21 protein-coding genes are annotated in these 19278 nt (G+C 73.0%); 4 read left to right on the top strand and 17 right to left on the bottom strand.

Annotated features, from left to right (window positions below; genetic code table 11):
- Window positions 1–101 precede the first annotated feature (101 nt).
- Window positions 102–686 (top strand): TIGR03086 family metal-binding protein, encoded by a 585-nt coding sequence (locus tag OG710_RS24785; RefSeq protein WP_330241282.1) that lies wholly within the window; start codon window positions 102–104, stop codon window positions 684–686.
- A gap of 78 nt (window positions 687–764) precedes the next feature.
- Window positions 765–1397, top strand: coding sequence for a mycothiol-dependent nitroreductase Rv2466c family protein (locus OG710_RS24790; protein ID WP_330241283.1), 633 nt, complete (start codon window positions 765–767; stop codon window positions 1395–1397).
- A gap of 5 nt (window positions 1398–1402) precedes the next feature.
- Here OG710_RS24790 and OG710_RS24795 read toward each other — a convergent pair whose 3' ends face one another.
- From OG710_RS24795 to OG710_RS24860, 14 genes are all read right to left on the bottom strand, one after another.
- On the bottom strand, window positions 1403–2173 hold the full coding sequence (locus OG710_RS24795) for a sirohydrochlorin chelatase (RefSeq protein WP_330241284.1): 771 nt from the start codon (window positions 2171–2173) through the stop codon (window positions 1403–1405).
- Between the two features lie 6 nt (window positions 2174–2179).
- Entirely contained in the window at window positions 2180–3088 is a 909-nt protein-coding gene (locus OG710_RS24800; protein ID WP_330241285.1) for an ABC transporter permease, read from the bottom strand.
- Window positions 3075–3863, bottom strand: coding sequence for an ABC transporter ATP-binding protein (locus tag OG710_RS24805; RefSeq protein WP_330241286.1), 789 nt, complete (start codon window positions 3861–3863; stop codon window positions 3075–3077). Before OG710_RS24805 ends, OG710_RS24800 begins: the two co-directional genes overlap by 14 nt.
- Window positions 3864–3897: 34 nt before the next feature.
- Window positions 3898–5004 (bottom strand): aliphatic sulfonate ABC transporter substrate-binding protein, encoded by a 1107-nt coding sequence (locus tag OG710_RS24810; protein ID WP_330241287.1) that lies wholly within the window; start codon window positions 5002–5004, stop codon window positions 3898–3900.
- A gap of 234 nt (window positions 5005–5238) precedes the next feature.
- Window positions 5239–6579: a sulfate adenylyltransferase subunit 1 gene (locus OG710_RS24815; protein ID WP_330241288.1), complete on the bottom strand. Its 1341-nt coding sequence runs from the start codon at window positions 6577–6579 to the stop codon at window positions 5239–5241.
- Between the two features lies 1 nt (window position 6580).
- Window positions 6581–7516, bottom strand: a complete 936-nt coding sequence (cysD, locus tag OG710_RS24820; protein WP_111338886.1) for a sulfate adenylyltransferase subunit CysD — start codon at window positions 7514–7516, stop codon at window positions 6581–6583.
- Window positions 7513–8082, bottom strand: coding sequence for an adenylyl-sulfate kinase (cysC, locus tag OG710_RS24825; protein ID WP_111338887.1), 570 nt, complete (start codon window positions 8080–8082; stop codon window positions 7513–7515). The genes cysD and cysC overlap by 4 nt, the downstream gene beginning before the upstream one ends.
- The gene (locus OG710_RS24830) at window positions 8082–8798 is read right to left on the bottom strand and encodes a phosphoadenylyl-sulfate reductase (RefSeq protein WP_330241289.1); all 717 of its coding nucleotides are present in this window, start codon (window positions 8796–8798) and stop codon (window positions 8082–8084) included. Before OG710_RS24830 ends, cysC begins: the two co-directional genes overlap by 1 nt.
- Window positions 8795–8974, bottom strand: coding sequence for a hypothetical protein (locus OG710_RS24835; RefSeq protein ID WP_111338889.1), 180 nt, complete (start codon window positions 8972–8974; stop codon window positions 8795–8797). The genes OG710_RS24830 and OG710_RS24835 overlap by 4 nt, the downstream gene beginning before the upstream one ends.
- Window positions 8971–10665, bottom strand: coding sequence for a nitrite/sulfite reductase (locus OG710_RS24840; protein ID WP_330241290.1), 1695 nt, complete (start codon window positions 10663–10665; stop codon window positions 8971–8973). The genes OG710_RS24835 and OG710_RS24840 overlap by 4 nt, the downstream gene beginning before the upstream one ends.
- Window positions 10666–10781: 116 nt before the next feature.
- Window positions 10782–10865: a putative leader peptide gene (locus OG710_RS24845; protein ID WP_309474722.1), complete on the bottom strand. Its 84-nt coding sequence runs from the start codon at window positions 10863–10865 to the stop codon at window positions 10782–10784.
- 150 nt (window positions 10866–11015) lie between these two features.
- A complete protein-coding gene (locus OG710_RS24850; RefSeq protein ID WP_330241291.1) occupies window positions 11016–11624 on the bottom strand; it encodes a GNAT family N-acetyltransferase in 609 nt (202 codons plus the stop codon).
- Between the two features lie 53 nt (window positions 11625–11677).
- Window positions 11678–12934, bottom strand: coding sequence for a helix-turn-helix domain-containing protein (locus OG710_RS24855; protein ID WP_330242335.1), 1257 nt, complete (start codon window positions 12932–12934; stop codon window positions 11678–11680).
- A 36-nt stretch (window positions 12935–12970) separates the two neighbouring features.
- On the bottom strand, window positions 12971–14848 hold the full coding sequence (locus tag OG710_RS24860; RefSeq protein ID WP_330241292.1) for an acyl-CoA dehydrogenase family protein: 1878 nt from the start codon (window positions 14846–14848) through the stop codon (window positions 12971–12973).
- 17 nt (window positions 14849–14865) lie between these two features.
- Between OG710_RS24860 and OG710_RS24865 the strand changes: the two genes are divergently transcribed.
- Complete coding sequence (locus tag OG710_RS24865; protein ID WP_330241293.1) at window positions 14866–16044, top strand: YihY/virulence factor BrkB family protein; 1179 nt, start codon at window positions 14866–14868, stop codon at window positions 16042–16044.
- 4 nt (window positions 16045–16048) lie between these two features.
- On the opposite strand, the gene OG710_RS24870 is transcribed toward OG710_RS24865, so the two are convergent.
- Window positions 16049–16420: a CU044_2847 family protein gene (locus OG710_RS24870; protein ID WP_330241294.1), complete on the bottom strand. Its 372-nt coding sequence runs from the start codon at window positions 16418–16420 to the stop codon at window positions 16049–16051.
- 55 nt (window positions 16421–16475) lie between these two features.
- Between OG710_RS24870 and OG710_RS24875 the strand changes: the two genes are divergently transcribed.
- A complete protein-coding gene (locus tag OG710_RS24875; RefSeq protein ID WP_330242336.1) occupies window positions 16476–17171 on the top strand; it encodes a helix-turn-helix domain-containing protein in 696 nt (231 codons plus the stop codon).
- On the opposite strand, the gene OG710_RS24880 is transcribed toward OG710_RS24875, so the two are convergent.
- Window positions 17168–17572 (bottom strand): VOC family protein, encoded by a 405-nt coding sequence (locus OG710_RS24880; protein ID WP_330241295.1) that lies wholly within the window; start codon window positions 17570–17572, stop codon window positions 17168–17170. The two genes, OG710_RS24875 and OG710_RS24880, sit on opposite strands and share 4 nt — an antisense overlap.
- Before the next feature lie 68 nt (window positions 17573–17640).
- Window positions 17641–19194, bottom strand: coding sequence for a 3-hydroxyacyl-CoA dehydrogenase (locus OG710_RS24885; RefSeq protein WP_330241296.1), 1554 nt, complete (start codon window positions 19192–19194; stop codon window positions 17641–17643).
- Window positions 19195–19278 lie beyond the last annotated feature (84 nt).

A 19278-nucleotide genomic window follows, 5' to 3' on the forward strand; every position in this document is an offset into this window, starting at 1 on the left:
GGCGTACCGGAAAGCCTATCCGTGCCCCGTACACACTCCTCGCCCGGCACCTGTCGCCTTTCTTCAATACCGGCCCCGCGCGCCCGCCTAGGTTGGAACGCATGAAGACCGAGCACGCCCACATGACCGAATGCGCCGCCGAGGCCGCCCGCGTGGCCCGGGGCGTCACCGCCCGACAGCTGGAGGCGACCGCCACCCCCTGCGCGGACTGGGACGTCCGCACGCTCGTCAACCACTGGGTGCTCTACACCTCGCACGGCATGGAGCACCGGGCCCTGCGCACCGAACTGCCCGAGGAGCTGATCGCCCGCGACTTCACCGCCGACGCCGACTGGGCCGAGCGGTACGCAGCCCAGCTCGACCGGGCCGTCGCCGCCTGGTCCGACCCGGCCGTCTGGGAGGGCCCCATCGGCGAGGGCGATTTCGCGTCCCCCGCCGCCGACACCGCCGCGATGCTCATCGAGGAGATCGTGCTGCACGGCTGGGACGTGGCCCGCGCCACCGGACAGGAGTTCCGGATCTCCGACGCGGCCGCCGCCCATGTGCTGGGCACCGTGGAGAGGACCGCCGCGCTCTACCGTCAGTACGAGGGGTTCACCGACGAGGTGGACGCCCCCGGGGCCACCGGCTTCACCCGCGCCCTGGCCCTCAGCGGACGCGACCCGCACTGGCGCCCGGCCGCCTGACGGCCGGCCGCAATGGCCCAGGCGGACGGGCACCGAATGGCCCGGGGGAGTGCGCCACCGGCTGGCTAGGCTCGGCCCATGAGCACACACCCCACCACGGAACAGGGCAGGCCCGCCGTCGACTTCTACTTCGACCCGGCCTGCCCGTTCGCCTGGATCACCTCCCGCTGGATGCTGGAGGTGGAGCGGCACCGCCCCATCGACCTCCGCTTCCACGTCATGAGCCTCTACCTGCACAACACCGGCAACGAACTCCCCGACTGGTACCGCGATCTCGTCGACCGGTCGATCGGCCCGGTACGGGTGGCGGCGGCCGCCGCCGAGGAGCGCGGCGAGGAGATCCTCCGCGACCTCTACACCGCCCTCGGCAGCCGCATCCACCAGCGGAAGAACGAGGACTTCGACGAGGTGATCGCCCAGTCCCTCGCCGAACTGGAGCTGCCCGCCCGCCTCGCGGACGCCGCGCACGACGAGCGGTACGACGAGGCCGTACGGCGCAGCCACGAGGCGGGCCGGGACCCGGAGGCCGGCGGCTACGTCGGCACGCCCACCATCCACGTCGACGGGACCGTGTGGTTCGGCCCCGTGCTGCGGGCGATCCCGCGCGGCGAGGAGGCGGCCCGGCTGTTCGACAGCTTCCGCGTGCTCGCCGGCCACCCCGACTTCTTCGAACTCAAGCGCACCCGCACGGGTGGCATCGACGCCGGCTGAGCGGCTCAGGCGCTGACCGCGACCCGCAGGGACGCGGTCGCGTGCGCCTCGTCGTAGCGGTCGAGCAGCAGCCGGGCCAGCTCCGGGGCCGGCCCCAGCACCCCGGCCAGCACATCCGCGCCGGCCGCCGAGGCCCCCGCCTCGATGCGGTCCGGGAGGCGGCCCGGCGCGATGACGTACGGGGCGACCGCGACGCGGTCCACACCCGCGGCCCGCAGGGCCCGTACCGCGTCCTCGGTGCGGGACGGGCCCCCGGCACGAACAGCGGAGGCGAACGCAGGCCGCACGGAACACCAACCGGTGTGCCGCAGCTCCCGCGCGATTTCAGCGATCACTGCGATCGCCTCCGGGTCTGATGAGCCCGCCGAGGCCAGGACGAGCCCGGTCGAGCTTCGGTCGCCGGGGCGCACCCCGGCCTCGTACAGCCGCCGCTCCAGCGCCGCGTTCAGCAGCGGCGACGGGCCCAGCACCGCGGCCTGGCGCACCCGCAGCCGGGGCAGCGCCGCGCGCGCCTCGCGCAGCACCGCCGGGATGTCCGACTTGGCGTGGAAGGCGCGGGTCAGCAGCAGCGGCAGCGCCACCACCTCGTCCGTGCCGTCGGCGGCCAGCCGCTCCAGGACCCGCGGCACCGAGGGCGCGTTGAAGTCCAGGAACCCGGTCTCCACCCGCAGACCCGGCCGCAGGGCCCGTACCCGCGCGGTCAGCGCGTGCACGGTCGCGGCATGCCGGGGATCGCGGCTGCCGTGGGCGATGACGAGGAGGACCGGAGAGGACATGGCGGCTCAGTTCTTGACGAGGAGACCGCGGCTGCGCAGCACCCACCGCTCCAGCGGACTGAAGATGAGCAGGTCGATGGCGATGCCGACGAACAGGATCAGGGTGATGGCGAGGAAGATCCCCGGCATGTCCGCGTTGTTGCGGCCGTTCTCCAGCAACTGGCCCAGGCCCAGGCCCAGTTCCGGGGAGGAGGCGATGATCTCGGCGGCCATCAGCGAACGCCAGGAGAACGCCCAGCCCTGCTTGAGCCCCGCCAGATAGCCCGGCAGCGCGGCCGGCATCACGATCAGCCAGGTGCCCCGCAGCCCGGTCGCGCCCAGGGTCCGCCCCGCCCGCAGGAACAGCGGCGGCACCTGGTCGACGCCCGAGACCAGACCGTTGGCGATCGAGGGCACCGCGCCGAGCAGGATGACCGCGAACATCATCTTGTCGTCGAGCCCGAGCCAGATCACCGCCGGCGCCACCCAGGCCACCGAGGGCAGCGACTGCAGCCCGGACAGGATGGGGCCGATCGCGGCGCGCACGAACCTCACCCGCGCCACCAGCAGCCCCAGCGGCGTACCGATCGCCACCGACAGCAGGAAGCCGAGCAGACCGCGCGAGACGCTGGTCCACACCACGTCCAGGAGCGTGCCCTGGAGCCACATCTCGCGGGCGCTGTCCCAGACGGCGCCGGGCGACGGCAGTTTGTAATCCTCCGTCACCTCCGCCCGCACGAGCAGTTCCCAGACGACCAGGACCAGCGCCACCGCGACCAGCGGCGGCAGGACCTTGCGCACCAGGACCTCGCGGACCGGGGTGCGGTGCACCTGCACGGCGTCCAGGGCGTCCAGCCCGGCCTCCAGGCCGGCCAGGTCGTCCGGCCTGCTCCTGCCGGACCCCGCCTCGTCCGACTTGATGTCAGTGCTCGCCATGACGGCGGATCTCCCCACGCAGTTGTTCGGTGATCTCGACGGACAGTTCCGCGACGGCGGTGTCCTCGATGCGGCGCGGATGCTCGATGCCGACCGTCCACTCACGGGCGATCCGGCCGGGGCGGGACGAGAGCAGCACCACGCGCTCGGCGAGGCGCACGGCCTCGCGCACGTTGTGCGTGACGAACAGGACCGAGACGTTGGTCTCGCGCCAGATCCGGGTCAGCTCGTCGTGCAGCACATCGCGGGTGATGGCGTCGAGCGCGGCGAACGGCTCGTCCATCAGCAGCAGCTGGCTGTCCTGGGCGAGCGCGCGGGCCATCGCCACGCGCTGCCGCATGCCGCCGGACAGCTCGTGCACCCGCTTGCCGTACGCCCCGCCCAGCCGCACCAGCTCCAGCAGGCGTTCCGCCTCGCCGCGCCGCCGCCCCTTGGGCACCCCGCGCAGCCGCAGGGCCAGTTCGATGTTCTTGCCGGCGGTCAGCCACGGGAACAGGGCGTGTTCCTGGAACATCAGCGCCGGGCGGCCGCCGGGCGTCTCGATGGTTCCGCCGGTCGGCCGGTCGAGCCCGGCCACGAGGTTGAGCAGCGTCGACTTGCCGCACCCGGAGGCTCCCAGGAGCGTGACGAACTCGCCCGGAGCGACATCGAGACTGATGTCGTCCAGGACCAGCTGCGTGCCCGCGGGCCCGGCGAAGGACTTCGAGACATGCGCGATACGGGCGGCGTGCCCGACCGCGACGCGGTCCTCGGCCTTGGTGAGGGTGGTCGCCATGGTCGTCACCTCCTGGGAGTCTTCGGGCGGCTGGTCACTCGGCGCCGAGTCCGGCGTCGTCGGCTGCGGGTTTGCCCGCGGCCTTGAGGAGCTTGTTGAGCGGCTTCAGGTCGTAGATGCCCTTGAGGTCGGGCTTGTCCAGCAGACCCGCGTCCACCGCGTGTTCGGCCTGCGCGTCGAGCGTGGCGGCCAGCGGGTCGTCGGTGATCCGGATCGACTTCCAGGCCGGGTCGATGACCTCGGGCGGCAGTTCCTTGCCGGTGAGCTTCTTCAGCGCGGCGTTGGCGGACTTCTTCGCCTTGTCCGGGTTGTCGTTGATCCAGGCGTTGGTGGCCATGGAGCCGCGCAGCACGGCCTCCACGACGTCCGGGTGTTCGTCGAGGAACTTCTGCGACACGATGATGTTGGTGATCACGAACTTGTCGTCCGGCCACAGCGTCGACTCGTCCAGCAGTTCCTTCGCGCCCTCGGCGACCAGCTTGGCGGCGGTCGGCTCGGGCACCCAGGCGCCGTCGATGGAGCCGGAGCGGTAGGCGTTGGGGGCCACCTTGTTGTCCGTGCGGATGACGGAGACGTCGCCCTTGCCGCTCTGCGCGTCGACCTTCCAGCCCTGCTCGGAGATCCAGTGGAGGAACGCCACGTCCTGGGTGTTGCCGAGCTGCGGGGTGGTGATCCGCTTGCCCTTGACGTCGGCCGTGGTCCTGATCTTCTCCGGGTTCACGACGAGCTTGACGCCGCCGGAGGCGGAGCCCCCGATGATCCGCAGGTTCTGGCCCTTGGACTTGGTGTAGCCGTTGATGGCCGGCGACGGGCCGATGAAGCCGATGTCGATCGAGCCGGCGTTCAGCGCCTCGATCTCGGACGGGCCGGCGTTGAAGACGGCTGTCTTGAGCTGGGTGCCGCCCAGTTCCTTCTGGAACAGCCCCTCCTGGTCGCCCACGAGCGCGGTGGCGTGGGTGAGGTTGGGGAAGTACCCGATGCGCACGGTGTCGGCGGACAGCTTCTCGCCCTTGGCGGTGTGCGCCTTCGCGTCGTCCGGCGCCTGCGAGCCGTAGCCGCAGGCGGTCAGGGCCAGGGCCAGCAGGGGCGGGGCGGCGAGTGCGGCGATGCCACGGCGCCGCGTGGTACGGGGGGCAGGCACGGGAGGTGTTCCTCTCGGAGGCCCGGTGCTCACGCCCCTCGTATATGCGGGGGCGCGGCCGGGAGATCGGCAGGTCTGCGTCTGGACGGGCGGTGCGGTTGGTGCTGCCGGGCGCGCGGGCGGTGCGCGTACGTCATCGCGCACATCGCCCGACACCGCCCTGCCCACTCCCGACCGCGCCGCTGCCGATGCGGCCGCCCTCCTTGGCGAAGGTCGAGAAGACGTCGACACCCATCAGAAGTCCCACTCCGCGTCGTCGTCCGCGGCAGCCGGCTCCTCGGCGGCGGCGAACGAGGCGCCCGCCATGCCGGCCGAGAGCGTGGTGCCGTCCGCCGGGTCGATCAGCAGGAAGGAACCGGTGCGGCGGGAGTCGGCGTACGCGTCGAGCGCGAGCGGCTCGGCGGTACGGACCACGACCCGGCCGATGTCGTTGGCGACGAGCCTGCCCGGCGCCGGGTGCTGGGACAGGTCGTCGAGACCCAGCCGCGACGGGATGTCCTTCACGATCGCCTTGACCGTGCGGGTGGTGTGCTTGAGCAGCACCCGCCGGCCCACGGTGAGCGGCTCGTCCGCGACGTGGCAGACGGTCGCCTCGACGTCCTGGGTGGTGACCGGGGCGTCGGCGGCCGGGGCGATGAGGTCGCCGCGCGAGACGTCGATGTCGTCCGTGAGGCGCAGCGTCACCGACTGGGGCGCCCAGGCGATGTTCACGCTCTCGCCGAGCAGGTCGATGCCCTCGATGGTGGTGGTGCGGCCCGAGGGCAGCACGGTGACGGCGTCGCCGACCCGGAACACGCCGGCCGCGATCTGGCCCGCGTAGCCCCGGTAGTCGGGGTGCTCGGCGGTCTGCGGCCGGATCACGTACTGGACCGGGAAGCGGGCGTGGCAGGCGGTCAGGTCGTGGCTGACCGGGACCGTCTCCAGGTGCTCCAGGACGGTCGGGCCGCCGTACCAGTCCATGTTCGCGGACGGCTCGACGACGTTGTCGCCGGCCAGCGCGGATATGGGTATCGCGGTGATCTCCGGCACCCCGAGGGAGGCCGCGTACGCGGTGAACTCCTCGGCGATGGCGGCGAACACCGGCTCCGCGTAGTCGACCAGGTCCATCTTGTTGACGGCGAGGACGACGTGCGGGACGCGCAGCAGGGCGGCGACGGCGGCGTGCCGGCGGGTCTGCTCGACGACGCCGTTGCGGGCGTCGACCAGCACCACGGCCAGCTCGGCGGTGGAGGCGCCGGTGACCATGTTCCGGGTGTACTGCACATGGCCGGGCGTGTCGGCGAGGATGAACCGGCGCCGGGCGGTGGCGAAGTAGCGGTAGGCGACATCGATGGTGATGCCCTGCTCGCGCTCGGCGCGCAGTCCGTCGGTCAGCAGCGCCAGGTCCGGCGCCTCCTGACCGCGGTTGCGCGAGGCGTGCTCGACCGCCTCCAGCTGGTCGGTGAGGACCGACTTGGAGTCGTGCAGCAGCCGCCCGACGAGCGTGGACTTGCCGTCGTCCACCGACCCCGCGGTGGCGAACCGCAGCAGGGTGGTGGCCGCGAGCAGCTCGGCCGACTGGGTGGGCGTGGTCATCTTAGAAGTACCCCTCGCGCTTGCGGTCTTCCATCGCGGCCTCGGACATCTTGTCGTCGGCACGGGTGGCGCCCCGTTCGGTGAGCCGGGAGGCGGCGATCTCGGTGATCACCGCGTCCAGCGTGGTGGCGTCGGAGTCCACGGCGCCGGTGCAGGACATGTCGCCGACGGTGCGGTAGCGCACCTGCCGGGTCTCGGTCCGCTCGTGCTCCTTGGGCCCGCCCCAGTCGCCGGCGGTCAGCCACATCCCGGAGCGGTTGAAGACCTCGCGCTCGTGGGCGAAGTAGATCGACGGGAGCTCGATGCCCTCGTGCTGGATGTACTGCCAGACGTCCAGCTCGGTCCAGTTGGAGATCGGGAAGACGCGGACGTGCTCACCGGGCGCGTGCCGGCCGTTGTACAGGTTCCACAGCTCGGGGCGCTGGCGGCGCGGGTCCCACTGGGAGAACTCGTCGCGCAGCGAGAACACCCGCTCCTTGGCACGGGCCTTCTCCTCGTCGCGCCGGCCACCGCCGAAGACGGCGTCGAAGCGGTGCTGCTGGATGGCCTCGGTCAGCGGCACGGTCTGCAGCGGGTTGCGGGTGCCGTCGGGGCGCTCGCGGAGCTTGCCGGCGTCGATGTACTCCTGGACCGACGCGACGTGCAGCCGCAGCCCGTGCTCGGCGACCACGCGGTCGCGGTAGGCCAGCACCTCGGGGAAGTTGTGCCCGGTGTCCACGTGCAGCAGCGCGAAGGGCACCGGCGCGGGGGCGAACGCCTTGAGCGCCAGGTGCAGCATCAGGATCGAGTCCTTGCCGCCGGAGAACAGGATCACCGGCTTCTCGAACTCGCCCGCCACCTCGCGGAAGATGTGCACCGCCTCGGACTCCAGCGAGTCCAGGTGGCTCAGCGCGTACGGATGGTCGGTGCCCTCATGCACAGTCGCGACGGTCGTCACGCCGCACCCCTCTCGCTCAGCAGCGCGTACAGCTCCGCCGCGGACTCCTGCACGGTCTGGCGGTGCGACTCGATGCGCAGATCGGGCGACTCGGGTGCCTCGTAGGGGTCGTCCACCCCGGTGAGCCCGGATATCTCGCCCGCCGCCTGCTTGGCGTACAGCCCCTTCACATCGCGTTCCGAGCACACCTCGACCGGCGTGGCCACGTGCACCTCCAGGTACGCGGTGCCCTCGGCCTCGTGCCGCTTGCGGACGGCGTCCCTGCTGTCCGCGTACGGGGCGATGACCGGGACCAGGGCCTTGACGCCGTTGGCCGCCAGCAGCTCGGCGACGAAGCCGATCCGCTGGACGTTGGTGTGCCGGTCCTCGCGGGAGAAGCCCAGACCGGCCGAGAGGAACTCGCGGATCTCGTCGCCGTCGAGCACCTCGACGCGGTGGCCCTCGGCCCGCAGCCGCCCGGCGAGTTCGTACGCGATGGTGGTCTTGCCGGCGCTCGGCAGACCGGTCAGCCAGACGGTGGCTCCCGTCTCCGTCACGCTCATCGAATTCTCCTGATCAGTCGTCATCAGCCGTGCAGCCCGCACTCGGTCTTGCCCCGCCCGGCCCAGCGGCCGGCCCGCGCGTCCTCGCCCTCCAGCACCCGGCGGGTGCAGGGCGCGCAGCCGACGGAGGCGTAGCCGTCCATCAGCAGCGGGTTGGTGAGCACCCCGTGCTCGGCGACGTAGGCGTCGACGTCGTCCTGGGTCCAGCGGGCGATGGGCGAGATCTTGACCTTGCGGCGCTTCTCGTCCCAGCCGACCACCGGGGTGTTCGCCCGGGTCGGGGACTCGTCGCGGCGCAGCCCGGTCGCCCAGGCCGCGTAGCCGGTCAGGCCCTCTTCCAGCGGCCGGACCTTGCGCAGCTTGCAGCAGAGGTCGGGGTCGCGGTCGTGCAGCTTCGGCCCGTACGCGGCGTCCTGCTCGGCGACCGTCTGACGCGGGGTCAGCGTGATGACGTTGACGTCCATCACGGCGTCGACCGCGTCGCGGGTGCCGATGGTCTCCTCGAAGTGGTAGCCGGTGTCGAGGAACACCACGTCCACGCCCGGCATGGCGCGCGAGGCGAGGTGGGCCACGACCGCGTCCTCCATCGAGGAGGTGACGCAGAACCGCTTGCCGAAGGTGTCGGCGGCCCACTTCAGGATGTCGAGCGCGGAGGCGTCCTCCAGCTCGCGCCCGGCCCGCTCGGCCAGGTCCCTCAGCTCGTCGTCGGTGAGCGTGTCCAGCTCCTGAGCGACCGTCATGTCCCGTCCCCTCCCACGTCGTTGCGCTGCAGTCCCCGGCTCAGCAGACCCAGGAACCTCAGCTGGAACGCGCGATTGCAGGAGGCGCATTCCCATGCCCCGTGCCCGGTCTCGTGCGGGCGCAGGTCCTCGTCGCCGCAGTAGGGGCAGTGGAACGGAGCGGCGCGCTCGCTCATGACAGCGACTCCACGCTCGCGCGGGCGGCCCAGGCGGCGAACCGCTCGCCCTCCTCGCGCTCGGCCTGGAACCGGACGAGGACGCGCTCGATGTAGTCGGGCAGGTCGTCGGAGGTGACCTTGAGGCCGCGCACCTTGCGGCCGAAGGTGGCGTCCACGCCGAGCGAGCCGCCGAGGTGGACCTGGTAGCCGCCGACCTGCTCGCCGTCCGCGGTCATCATCAGCTGGCCCTTGAGGCCGATGTCCGCGGTCTGGATGCGGGCGCAGGCGTTCGGGCAGCCGTTGATGTTGATGGTGATCGGCTCGTCGAAGTCCGGGAGGCGGCGCTCCAGTTCGTCGATGAGGTCGCTGCCCCGCTTCTTGGTGTCGACGATCGCCAGCTTGCAGAACTCGATGCCGGTGCAGGCCATCGTGCCGCGCCGGAACGTCGAGGGGTTGACCCGCAGGTCCATCGCCTCGAGGCTCTCGACCAGCGAGGTGACCCGGTCCTCGGGCACGTCCAGGATGATCAGCTTCTGCTCGACCGTGGTGGAGACCCGGCCGGAGCCGTGCGCCTCGGCCAGCTCGGCGATCTTGCCGATCTGGGAGCCGTCCAGCCGGCCGACGCGCGGGGCGCAGCCCACGTAGAAGCGGCCGTCCTTCTGCCGGTGCACGCCCATGTGGTCGCGCCAGCGCTGCTTGGGCTGCTCGGGCGCGGGCCCGTCGCTCAGCTTGCGCAGCAGGTACTCGTCCTCCAGCACCTGGCGGAACTTCTCCGGGCCCCAGTCGGCGATCAGGAACTTCAGCCGGGCGCGGTTGCGCAGCCGGCGGTAGCCGTAGTCGCGGAAGATGGAGGTGACGCCCTCCCAGACGTCCGGCACGTCCTCCTCGGGCACCCAGGCGCCCAGGCGCACCCCGAACCGGGGGTTGGTGGACAGGCCGCCGCCGACCCACAGATCGAAGCCGGGGCCGTGCTCGGGGTGGACGACGCCGACGAACGAGATGTCGTTGATCTCGTGCGCCACGTCCAGCACGGGCGAGCCGGAGACCGCGGTCTTGTACTTGCGGGGCAGGTTGGAGAAGCGCGGGTCGCCGAGGTAGCGGCGGGCGATCTCGTCGAGCGCGGCGGAGCCGTCGATGATCTCGTCCTCGGCCACGCCCGCGACGGGCGAGCCCAGCATGCCGCGCGGGCAGTCACCGCACGCCTCGGTGGTGGACAGGCCGACGGCCTCCAGCTCGCGCCAGATGGCCGGCACGTCCTCGATGCGCACCCAGTGCAGCTGGATGTTCTGACGGTCCGTGATGTCCGCCGAGCCGCGAGCGTACTTCTGCGACACCTGGCCTATGACGCGGAGTTGGGCGGTGGTGAGCCGGCCGCCGGTCACCCGGACCCGCAGCATGAAGTACTTGTCCTCGAGCTCCTCCGGCTCCAGCGCGCCGGTGTGGCCGCCGTCGATTCCGGGGCGGCGCTGGGTGTAGAGCCCCCACCAGCGGAAGCGTCCGCGCAGGTCGTTGGGGTCGATCGAGTCGAAGCCACGCTTGGAGTAGATCGTCTCAATGCGTGTCCGCACATTGAGACCGTCGTCGTCCCGCTTGAACTGTTCGGTGCCGTTCAGGGGCGTTGTGTATCCCAGGCCCCACTGACCTTCACCACGGTGCCGACCGGCCTTGCGGCGGGGCGTGGCGGTAGCAGGTTGTTCGGTGCTGGCCATGGCAAATTCGTCCTTCGGGACTGCAGGAGGGCGGCTCTGAACTGCACACTCGCGTGAAGCGCGGCGGTGCGCAGGCTGAACTGAAGCAAAGGGGGATCGCGGCGGTGCTGGGACTCTCAGCTCACCGGACAGATGGCGCTGGACATGCGGCCGAGGTCGACGTGGCGTCGACTCACCAAGGCAATTCCAGTTCCGGACATGACGGAAGCGTGTCATGGGGATCTCGCGACAGTCCACCACTATCCATGATGTGGACGAGTCTGTCCCGGTCAATGAGACGGTGTGGCGCCGGTCACGGGCAAATCGGGCGCCAGGGGTGGAGCGTAAAACCGGACAGACAAGGGGATTTGCTAAAAAAGCGGCTCGCGTTCGGCGCCCGGCCACGGACCCGGCGTGGCGACCGATTCCTCCAGTTCCGTCCGGGTGTCGAACAGCCGGAAGCCGCGCCTCCGGTAGTTCTCCATCGCGTGCGGTCCGTCCTTGGAACAGGTGTGCAGCCACACCCGCTTCGTCGCCGGACGCTCCGGCCACCGCTCGGCCAGGTCCCAGGCACGGGCCGTCCCGTACGACAGCAGATGCCCGCCGATCCGCCGCCCCCGGAACGCCGGGATCAGCCCGAAGTACATGATCTCGACGACCCCGTCGTCCTGCGGGTCCAATTCGATGTAGCCGGCCGGGGTGCCGTCGGCGTACGCCACCCACGTCTCCGCGCCCGGCCGCTCCAGCGCCTCGCGCCACTGCGCGTACGTCATCCCCAGCCGGTCCGTCCACCGGACGTCACCGCCGACCGCCGTGTAGAGGAACCGGCTGAACTCGGGCAGCGGCACCCCGGACCGCATGATCCGGACATCGCCCTCCGGCGCGGCGGACGGCCGCAGATCGTCCGGGGAGGTCTGCTCCAGGGACCAGATGGTCACCTCTTCGAGGGCCGGTCCTGCGGCACGTACGGGGTCGCTCATGGCAGCCAGACAACCATGCCCGGCCCCGCGCGCGAAAGCCGGGCCCCGGCCTCTCAGCCGACCCCGCGCGCCGCCGCCACCACCGGCGCGCTGGAGCGCGGCAGCAGGTCCGCCGGGTCGTCCGGCTCGACGACCTCCACCTCCACGCCCTCGACGAAGCGGTACGGGCGGTGCGCCAGCACCTCGGCCAGATGGCGCCGCAGCCGCGACATCTCCGCCCGCACCGTCACCGTCCGGGTCGCGTCGCCGAACAGGTCCTGCGCCAGCTCCGACGCCGTACGCCCCTCCCGGTGCAGCGCCAGCGCGTACAGCAGTTCGGCGTGGCGCGGCGAGAGCCGCTGCGCCCAGGTGCCCACCGGGCCCACCACGTTCACCGCGAGCGCCCGCGGGCGGCTCAGATCCAGCACCACCCGGCGCGGCGGGCTGTCCGCCGTCCCGTCCGCCACCTGCACCAGCCAGCCGCCCGGCAGCGGCTCCACCCGGCACATCCCCAGCGACGGCAGCCACACCCGCCCCGGCCCCAGCGACTTCGGCAGCGGCAGCCGGTCCACCGGAGGCATCCCCGTCACCGCCGCCGTCCAGCCGTGACCGTCCACCGCCACCGCCCGGCCGCCCAGCCGGCTCAGCACCGGCGCCGCCACCGCGCGCAGCCGGTCCACCGCCTCCAGATGCCGCACCCGGATCTCGCTCTCCGCCAGCCGCGCCACCGACCGCACCAGCGCCAGCGTCGTCGGATGGAAGGTGGACGCCGGCCCGCTGATGTCCACGATGCCCATCAGCCGCCCGTCACGCGGATCGCGCACCGGCGCCGCCGCACACGTCCAGCCGTGCAGACTGCGCACGAAGTGCTCCGCCGAGTGCACCTGCACCGGGGCGCGGGAGGCCAGCGCCGTACCGATCGCGTTGGTGCCGGTGATCTCCTCGGACCAGGCGGCGCCCTCCGCGAGGCAGATGCCGTCCGCCCGCCGCAGCACCGCGGTGTTGCCCTCGCGCCACAGCACCCGGCCGTCCACATCGGTGACCACCATGATCTGCTGCGAGGCGTCCGCGATGCTCGTCAGCCCGTCGCTGAGCAGCGGCATCACCTCGCCCAGCGCGGAGCTGCGGCGCCGGTGCTCGATCTCGTCCGCCTCCAGGAGCCTGCTGTGCGTCGTCTGCTCGGGATTGATCCCACTGCGCAGCACCCGGTCCCAGGAGGCCCCGATCTCCGCGCGCGGCACGGCCGGCATCCGGTCGCCCGCCATCCGCGCCTCACGGGCCCGGTGCACCAGACGTCTGGCCTCCGCGCTCTCCTGGGCGGCCGGCCGCATCACGCCGAGCGGAGTCGTCTCCACGCCCGTTCCCCCTCACCCCGCAGCGGGCCCCGTCCGGGGGCCGCACCCCCATCCTGCCGCCACTCGTGCCCCGCCACCGCAACTCCACACAATGGTTGCAACCCTCTGCAACTCTGGCGAGCGCCTCGGGTCCGTACAAGAGTGGCGGTACACCGTACCGACGGGCCCCGGCCCCACGTCCGGTGTGTACAGCATGGGGGGTGGTGCCGTGTCGGCGCAGCACCACCCCCCGTCGCTGTTCCCCCAAGCCGCCACCGCCCCGTCCGGCCGGGCCCGGTCCACGATCGAGGCCAGGTCCGGGGTGGGCGGCAGCGTCCCGAAGACCGCGCCCCCGTCCCCGCCCAGGCGCGCCGCGCAGAAGGCGTCCGCCACCTCCGGCGGCGCCCAGCGCACCAGCAGCGCACCCTGGAGCACCAGCGCCATGCGCTCCACCACACGGCGCGCCCGCGCCTCGATCCCCGCCAGATCGGCCAGCTCCGTAAGCATGTCCCGGATCGCCGCGTCCAGCCGGTGATCGGCGCCGCGCGCCCGCCCGATCTCCCGGAGGAACGCGTCGAACGCGAGCGGGTCACCGCCAAGCGACCGCAGCACGTCCAGCGCCAGGACGTTCCCCGGACCAGCCCCGATCGAGGGGAGCGGCGCCTCCCGCAGCAGCCGGGGCATCCCCGACTCCTCCACAAAGCCGTTGCCGCCCAGGCACTCCAGCGCCTCGCCCACCACCGGGGTACACCGCTTCGTCACCCAGTACGCGGCCACCGGCACGGCGATCCGCAGGAACGCCGACTCGCCCTCGCCCCCGTCGTCGTACGCGGCGGCGAGCCGCATCGCCAGCACGGTCGCCGCCTCCGACTCCAGCGCCAGATCGGCCAGCACCGTGCGCATCAGCGGCTTGTCCACGAGCGGGCCGCCGAACGCCGAGCGGTGCGCCGTGTGGTGGACGGCCCGCGCCACGGCCTGCCGCATCAGCGCCGCCGACCCGGTCACACAGTCCAGCCGGGTCGCCGCGAGCGTCCCCGTGAGCGTCTGCGTCCCCTGCCCCTCCTCGCCGATCCGGCGCGCCCATGTCCCGGCGAACTCGACCTCCGCCGAGGCGTCGGACCGGTTGCCCAGCTTGTCCTTGAGCCGCTGGATCGCGAACGGGTTGCGGCTGCCGTCCGGCAGCACACGGGGCAGCAGGAAGCAGGTGAGGCCGCCGGGGGCCTGCGCCAGGACCAGGAACCCGTCGGACATCGGCGCGGAGCAGAACCACTTGTGCCCGGTCAGCAGATACTCGCCCGCGCCCGACAGCGGCTCGGCCCGCGTGGCGACCGCCCGCGGGTCCGAGCCGCCCTGCTTCTCCGTCAGGCCCGTCCCGAGCAGCGCCCCGGCCTTCTCGCCGGCCGGCCGCAGCCCTTGGTCGTACACCCGCGAGGTCAGCAGCTGCTCCCACCCGGCCGCCACCTCCGGCTCGGCGCGCAGGGCCGGCACCGCCGCGTGCGTCGTCGACAGCGGGCCGCCGTGCCCCGCCTCCGCCTGGGTCCAGACCAGGAACCCGGCCGCCCGGCGCACGTGCCCGCCCGGCCGGTCCCAGCCGCCGGTCAGCCCCGCGCCGACCGCATGGCCCAGCAGCCGGTGCCAGGCCGGGTGGAAGTCCACCTCGTCCACGCGGTGCCCCGAGCGGTCGTGGGTGCGCAGCCTCGGCGGGTTCTCATTGGCCCGCGCCCCCCAGTCCGCCGCCTGTGCGGAGCCGGCGGACCGGCCGAGCGCCGACAGTTCCCGCCGCGCCTCCGCCAGCACCTCGGGCGGAAGATGACGTTCCACTGCCTCCCCGAGCACCCGGTCGGCGCCGAAGACGTCATAGCCGAGCAGGGGAGGGGCCTGGTTGGACACGGTGTGGGTGGTGGCTGCCATGCCGATACGGTAAAGAGGTGCAGGCAGCAGACGAAACACCCGAACGACCACCGGGCCGGCTCCACCGGGCCCGAGTCCTCTACCGCAACGTATCCAAGCGGCAGCTCGCCTGGCAGTTGCTCAAGGACACGGTCAACTCGTGCATGGAGTACCGCATCCTCGGACTCGCCGCCGAAGCGGCGTTCTTCACCCTGCTGTCCCTGCCCCCGCTGCTCCTGGGCCTGATCGGCCTGCTCGGATACGTGGACGAGTGGACCAGCACCACCACGGTCGCCTCCATCGAGCGCAACATCCTCAGCGCCGCGCACACCGTGCTCTCCGAGCGCGGCGTCAACGAGTTCGCCAAACCGCTGCTGGCCGACGTCACCACGGGCGCCCGGCCCGACGTCATCTCCATCGGCTTCGCCATCGCCCTGTGGTCCGGCTCCCGCGCGGTGAACGTCTTCATCGACACCATCACCGTGATGTACGGGCTGGACGGCCAGCGCGGCATCGTCAAGACCCGGATGCTCGCCTTCCTGCTGTACGTGGTGGCGCTGCTGCTCGGGGCGGTGGTGCTGCCGCTGCTCGTGGTGGGCCCCGACCGGGTCGTGGAGTTCATACCGTGGGGCACCGAGCTGATAAGCGTCCTGTACTGGCCGCTGGTGATCGTGCTGTCCGTCGCCTTCCTCACCACGCTGTACCACGTGTCCGTACCCGTCCGCTCGCCGTGGATCGAGGACATGCCGGGCGCCCTGGTGGCGCTGGCGATGTGGGTGCTGGGCAGCTTCCTGCTGCGGATCTACCTGACCAGCACGGTGGAGGGCCCCACGATCTACGGATCGCTGGCCGCGCCGATCGCGGTCCTGCTCTGGATCGGCATCTCCGCGTTCGCCGTGCTGGTCGGCGCCGCCGTCAACGCGGCCATCGACCGGGTCTGGCCCTCCGTCGCCACGGCCGCCGCCCGCGCCGCCAACGACCGGGTGCGCGCCGCCCAGGCCGCCGAGTTCGTGGCCCGCACCCGGGCGGAGAGCTGGCACGGCGGCCCGCTCGACGAGGACGACGACGAGGACGACGGGGACGAGGGCGACAGCCCGTACATGCCCTCCGAGTTCCCCGAGCGCTGGTCGCGGTTCCTGCCCCCGGACGACGTGAAGTCCCGGCTGCACGCCCGCGAGAGGGACGGCGACCGGCCGGCGAACCCGTACGACGAGTGACCGGCTAACCGGCGGCGGGCGGGGCGGCGGGAGCCGGCGGGGCCGACCGGTCCGCCGCCCCCGGCGACCAGGACAGCTTCACCGTCAGATGGCCCTCCAGGGCGCTCTTCGCGATCACCGCCCCCGCCTCCGAGGTGATCTTCACGCCGAACTCCAGCTCCACCCCGTCCGGCCGCAGCGCTCCGTCCCGGAACACGGCGAGCGCCGACTCGGCCGCCGCGCGGATGCCCTCCAGCGCGCTGTCGAACGTCCGCCCCGCCCGCGCCAGGGCGTGCCCGCCGTCCCGCGAGACCAGTTGCGCGCCCGGAGCATGACGGTCCACCTCCACGGTCACCGTCGCCCCGCTGTCCGTGGTGAACTCCATCAGTGACGCCATGACCGCCCCCGTAGCCGATTTCGCGTCCGCCGCGTCCGCCGACGACACTAGCGCCATGGCCGACGACTACACAGAGCGCGCCGCGCGGCTGGACGGCGCGACGGTGTGGACGCTGAGCGCGCCGCCGGGCACGGTCCACCCGGTGCTCCCGGACGGCTGCATGGACCTGCTCTGGAGCGGGGAGCGGCTGCTCGTCGCCGGACCGGACACCCGCGCCGCGCCCGCGTCCGGCACCGGCGGCAGCTGGGCCGGGGTCCGCTTCGCACCCGGCACCGCCCCCGCCCTGCTCGGCGTGGACGCGGCGGAACTGCGCGACCGCCGGGTCCCGCTCGACGCCCTCTGGGACGGCGCCCGCGTCCGCCGCCTCACCGAGCGCGTCGCCGAGGCGGCCGACCCGGCCCGCGCGCTGGAGGACATCGCCCTGGACCGGGCCGCCCGCACCCCGCCCCCGGACCCGGCGATGCGCGCGGTCGCGGCACGCCTGGCGTCCGGCGGCACCGTCGCCGAGGCGGCCGGGACGGCCGGACTCGGCACCCGGCAACTGCACCGCCGCTCCCTCGCCGCCTTCGGCTACGGGCCCAAGGCCCTCGCCCGGATTCTCCGCCTGCAACGGGCCCTGGCCCTCGTACGCTCCGGGCTGCCGTACGCCGAGGCCGCCCTCGCGGCGGGCTGCGCCGACCAGTCCCACCTGGCACGCGACATGCGCGCCCTGACCGGCACCACCCTGACCGCGTACTTCGACAGGGACTAGGCCCCGGCGGCCAGCGGTGCGAACAGGGAGACCGCGCAGCCGTCCGGGTCCAGGACGACGGCGTACCGCTGCCCCCACACCGCGTCCCACGGCTCCAGATGGCCCCGGTGGCCCGCGCCCGTCAGGTCCGCGTACACCGCGTCCACCTCCGCCGGACCGTCGCACAGGAACGCGAGCCCCACCCGGTCACCGCCGGACGGCCCCGGAGTCCAGCCGGGGTCGTAGGAGCGGACGACCGCCTCCGCGTCCCACATCAGCCGCGCGCCGCCCGGCAGGACCACCTCCACATGGGGCGCGGACTCCGCCCCCTCCGGGATGTCCAGGCCCAGCCGGCGGTAGAAGGCGAGGGATGCGGGCAGGTCGGCGGCGACGATGCCGATCGCGTCGAGTCGAAGAGTCATGGACCGACCCTAGGCAGCGCCCCGGCCCGCCGTCTTGAACGAATCGGTCGCGGCGGGGGACCGGCCGGTCACGGCGCCCCGAGCACGTCCGCCGGTGACGTCCCCCGCTCCGTCAGCGCCAGGCCCAGGGCCGCGCGCTCGGCCACCCAGCGGGTCGGGCGGTGGCGGGGGTCGCCCGTCGACGCGTACAGCGCCCGGTGCAGCTCCAGCATCCGGGCCGCGCCCACCCGGTCGCCCCAGGCCAGCGGGCCCGCCGGATAGCCGAGACCGGTCGTCACGGCCACGTCGATGTCGGCCGGGGCGGCCAGCCCCCGCTCCGCGATGGACGCCGCCACGGACACGATCGAGGCGAGCAGCCGCTGCGCCACCGAACCGGCCGTGTCCCGGACCACCGACACCGCGAACGGCTCCTCGCCGCCGGCCGCCCGCGCCAGCACCGCGCGTGCGTCCCGCGCCGCGGCCGGGTCCGCCGCCGGGGTCACCGCGAGCACCCTGCGGCGCCCGGCCGCAGGCAGCGGGTCCACGCCGAAGGTGCGCCCGGCGGGCAGGTGGTGCGCGGCCACCGCCGAGGCGACCGGGGTGCCCCACACCGGGACCAGCACCAGCGCCCCGGCGGACGGCCGCTCCCCGTGCTCCACGGCCGCGCCCGCCGAGGCCAGCGCGTCGCGGAGCGCGGCCGCGCCGGCCTCCCGCGCCGGGTCCGGGGCGAAGACGTGCACCGGGCGGTCCGCGTCGCCGGTGACCGGCGGCTCCGGCGCGGGCCCCGCGGCCTCGGGGCCGTACCCGTACCAGCCGCGTCCGGTCTTGCGGCCGTGCAGTCCGGCCACCACCCGGTTCGGCGTCAGATAGGAGGGGCGCAGCCGGTCCTCGTGGCGGAAGCCCGTCCAGATGGAGTCGATGACGGCGGCGGTCACATCGAGCCCGGTGAGGTCCATCAGCTCGAACGGGCCCATCCGCAGCCCCAGCACGTCCCGCGCGATCCGGTCGATGTCCGCCGGATCGCCCACGTTCTCCTCGACCAGGGCGAGCGCCTCGGTCACCAGACCGCGCCCCGCGTGGTTGACGAGGAAGCCGGGGGTGTCCGCGACCGTCACCGCGCGGTGGCCGCAGCCCTCCACGAACGAGGTCAGCATGGGCGGGATCTCCGGCCGGGTGGCGGCGCCGGGCACCACCTCCACGATCCGCATCAGCGGCACCGGGTTGAAGAAGTGCAGCCCGGCCAGGCGCGTCGGGTCCTTCAGCGCGGCGGCGATCCGGGTCACCGAGAGCGAGGAGGTGTTGGTGGCGAAGACCGCGGAGTCCGGCAGGGCCTGCTCCAGGCGGCCGAACACCGCGGTCTTGGTCGCCAGGTCCTCGCGCACCGCCTCGATCACCAGGGACACCTCGGGGCCCGCCGCCCACGGGTCGTCCAGCGGGACGAGCCGCCCCGCGGCCGCCTCCGCGTCCGCCGCCGCCAGCCGCCCCTTGGCCACGGCCCGGTCCAGCATGGAGCGTACGAAGGTCACCGCGTCCGTCACCGCCTCGGACCGCACGTCGCCCAGCTCGACGGTGTGTCCGGCGACGGCCGCCCACTGGGCGATGCCGCGGCCCATGGCTCCGGCGCCGACGATCCTGATACGCATACGGGTCCTGTCCTCTCGACGGGGCGGGCCCGGTGCCCGCGCTGCCGACGCTGTCAGCGTCCTTTGATCCCCGTCCAATACCGA

It is taken from the genome of Streptomyces sp. NBC_00525 (assembly GCF_036346595.1).
In the GTDB taxonomy this organism is placed as follows: domain Bacteria; phylum Actinomycetota; class Actinomycetes; order Streptomycetales; family Streptomycetaceae; genus Streptomyces.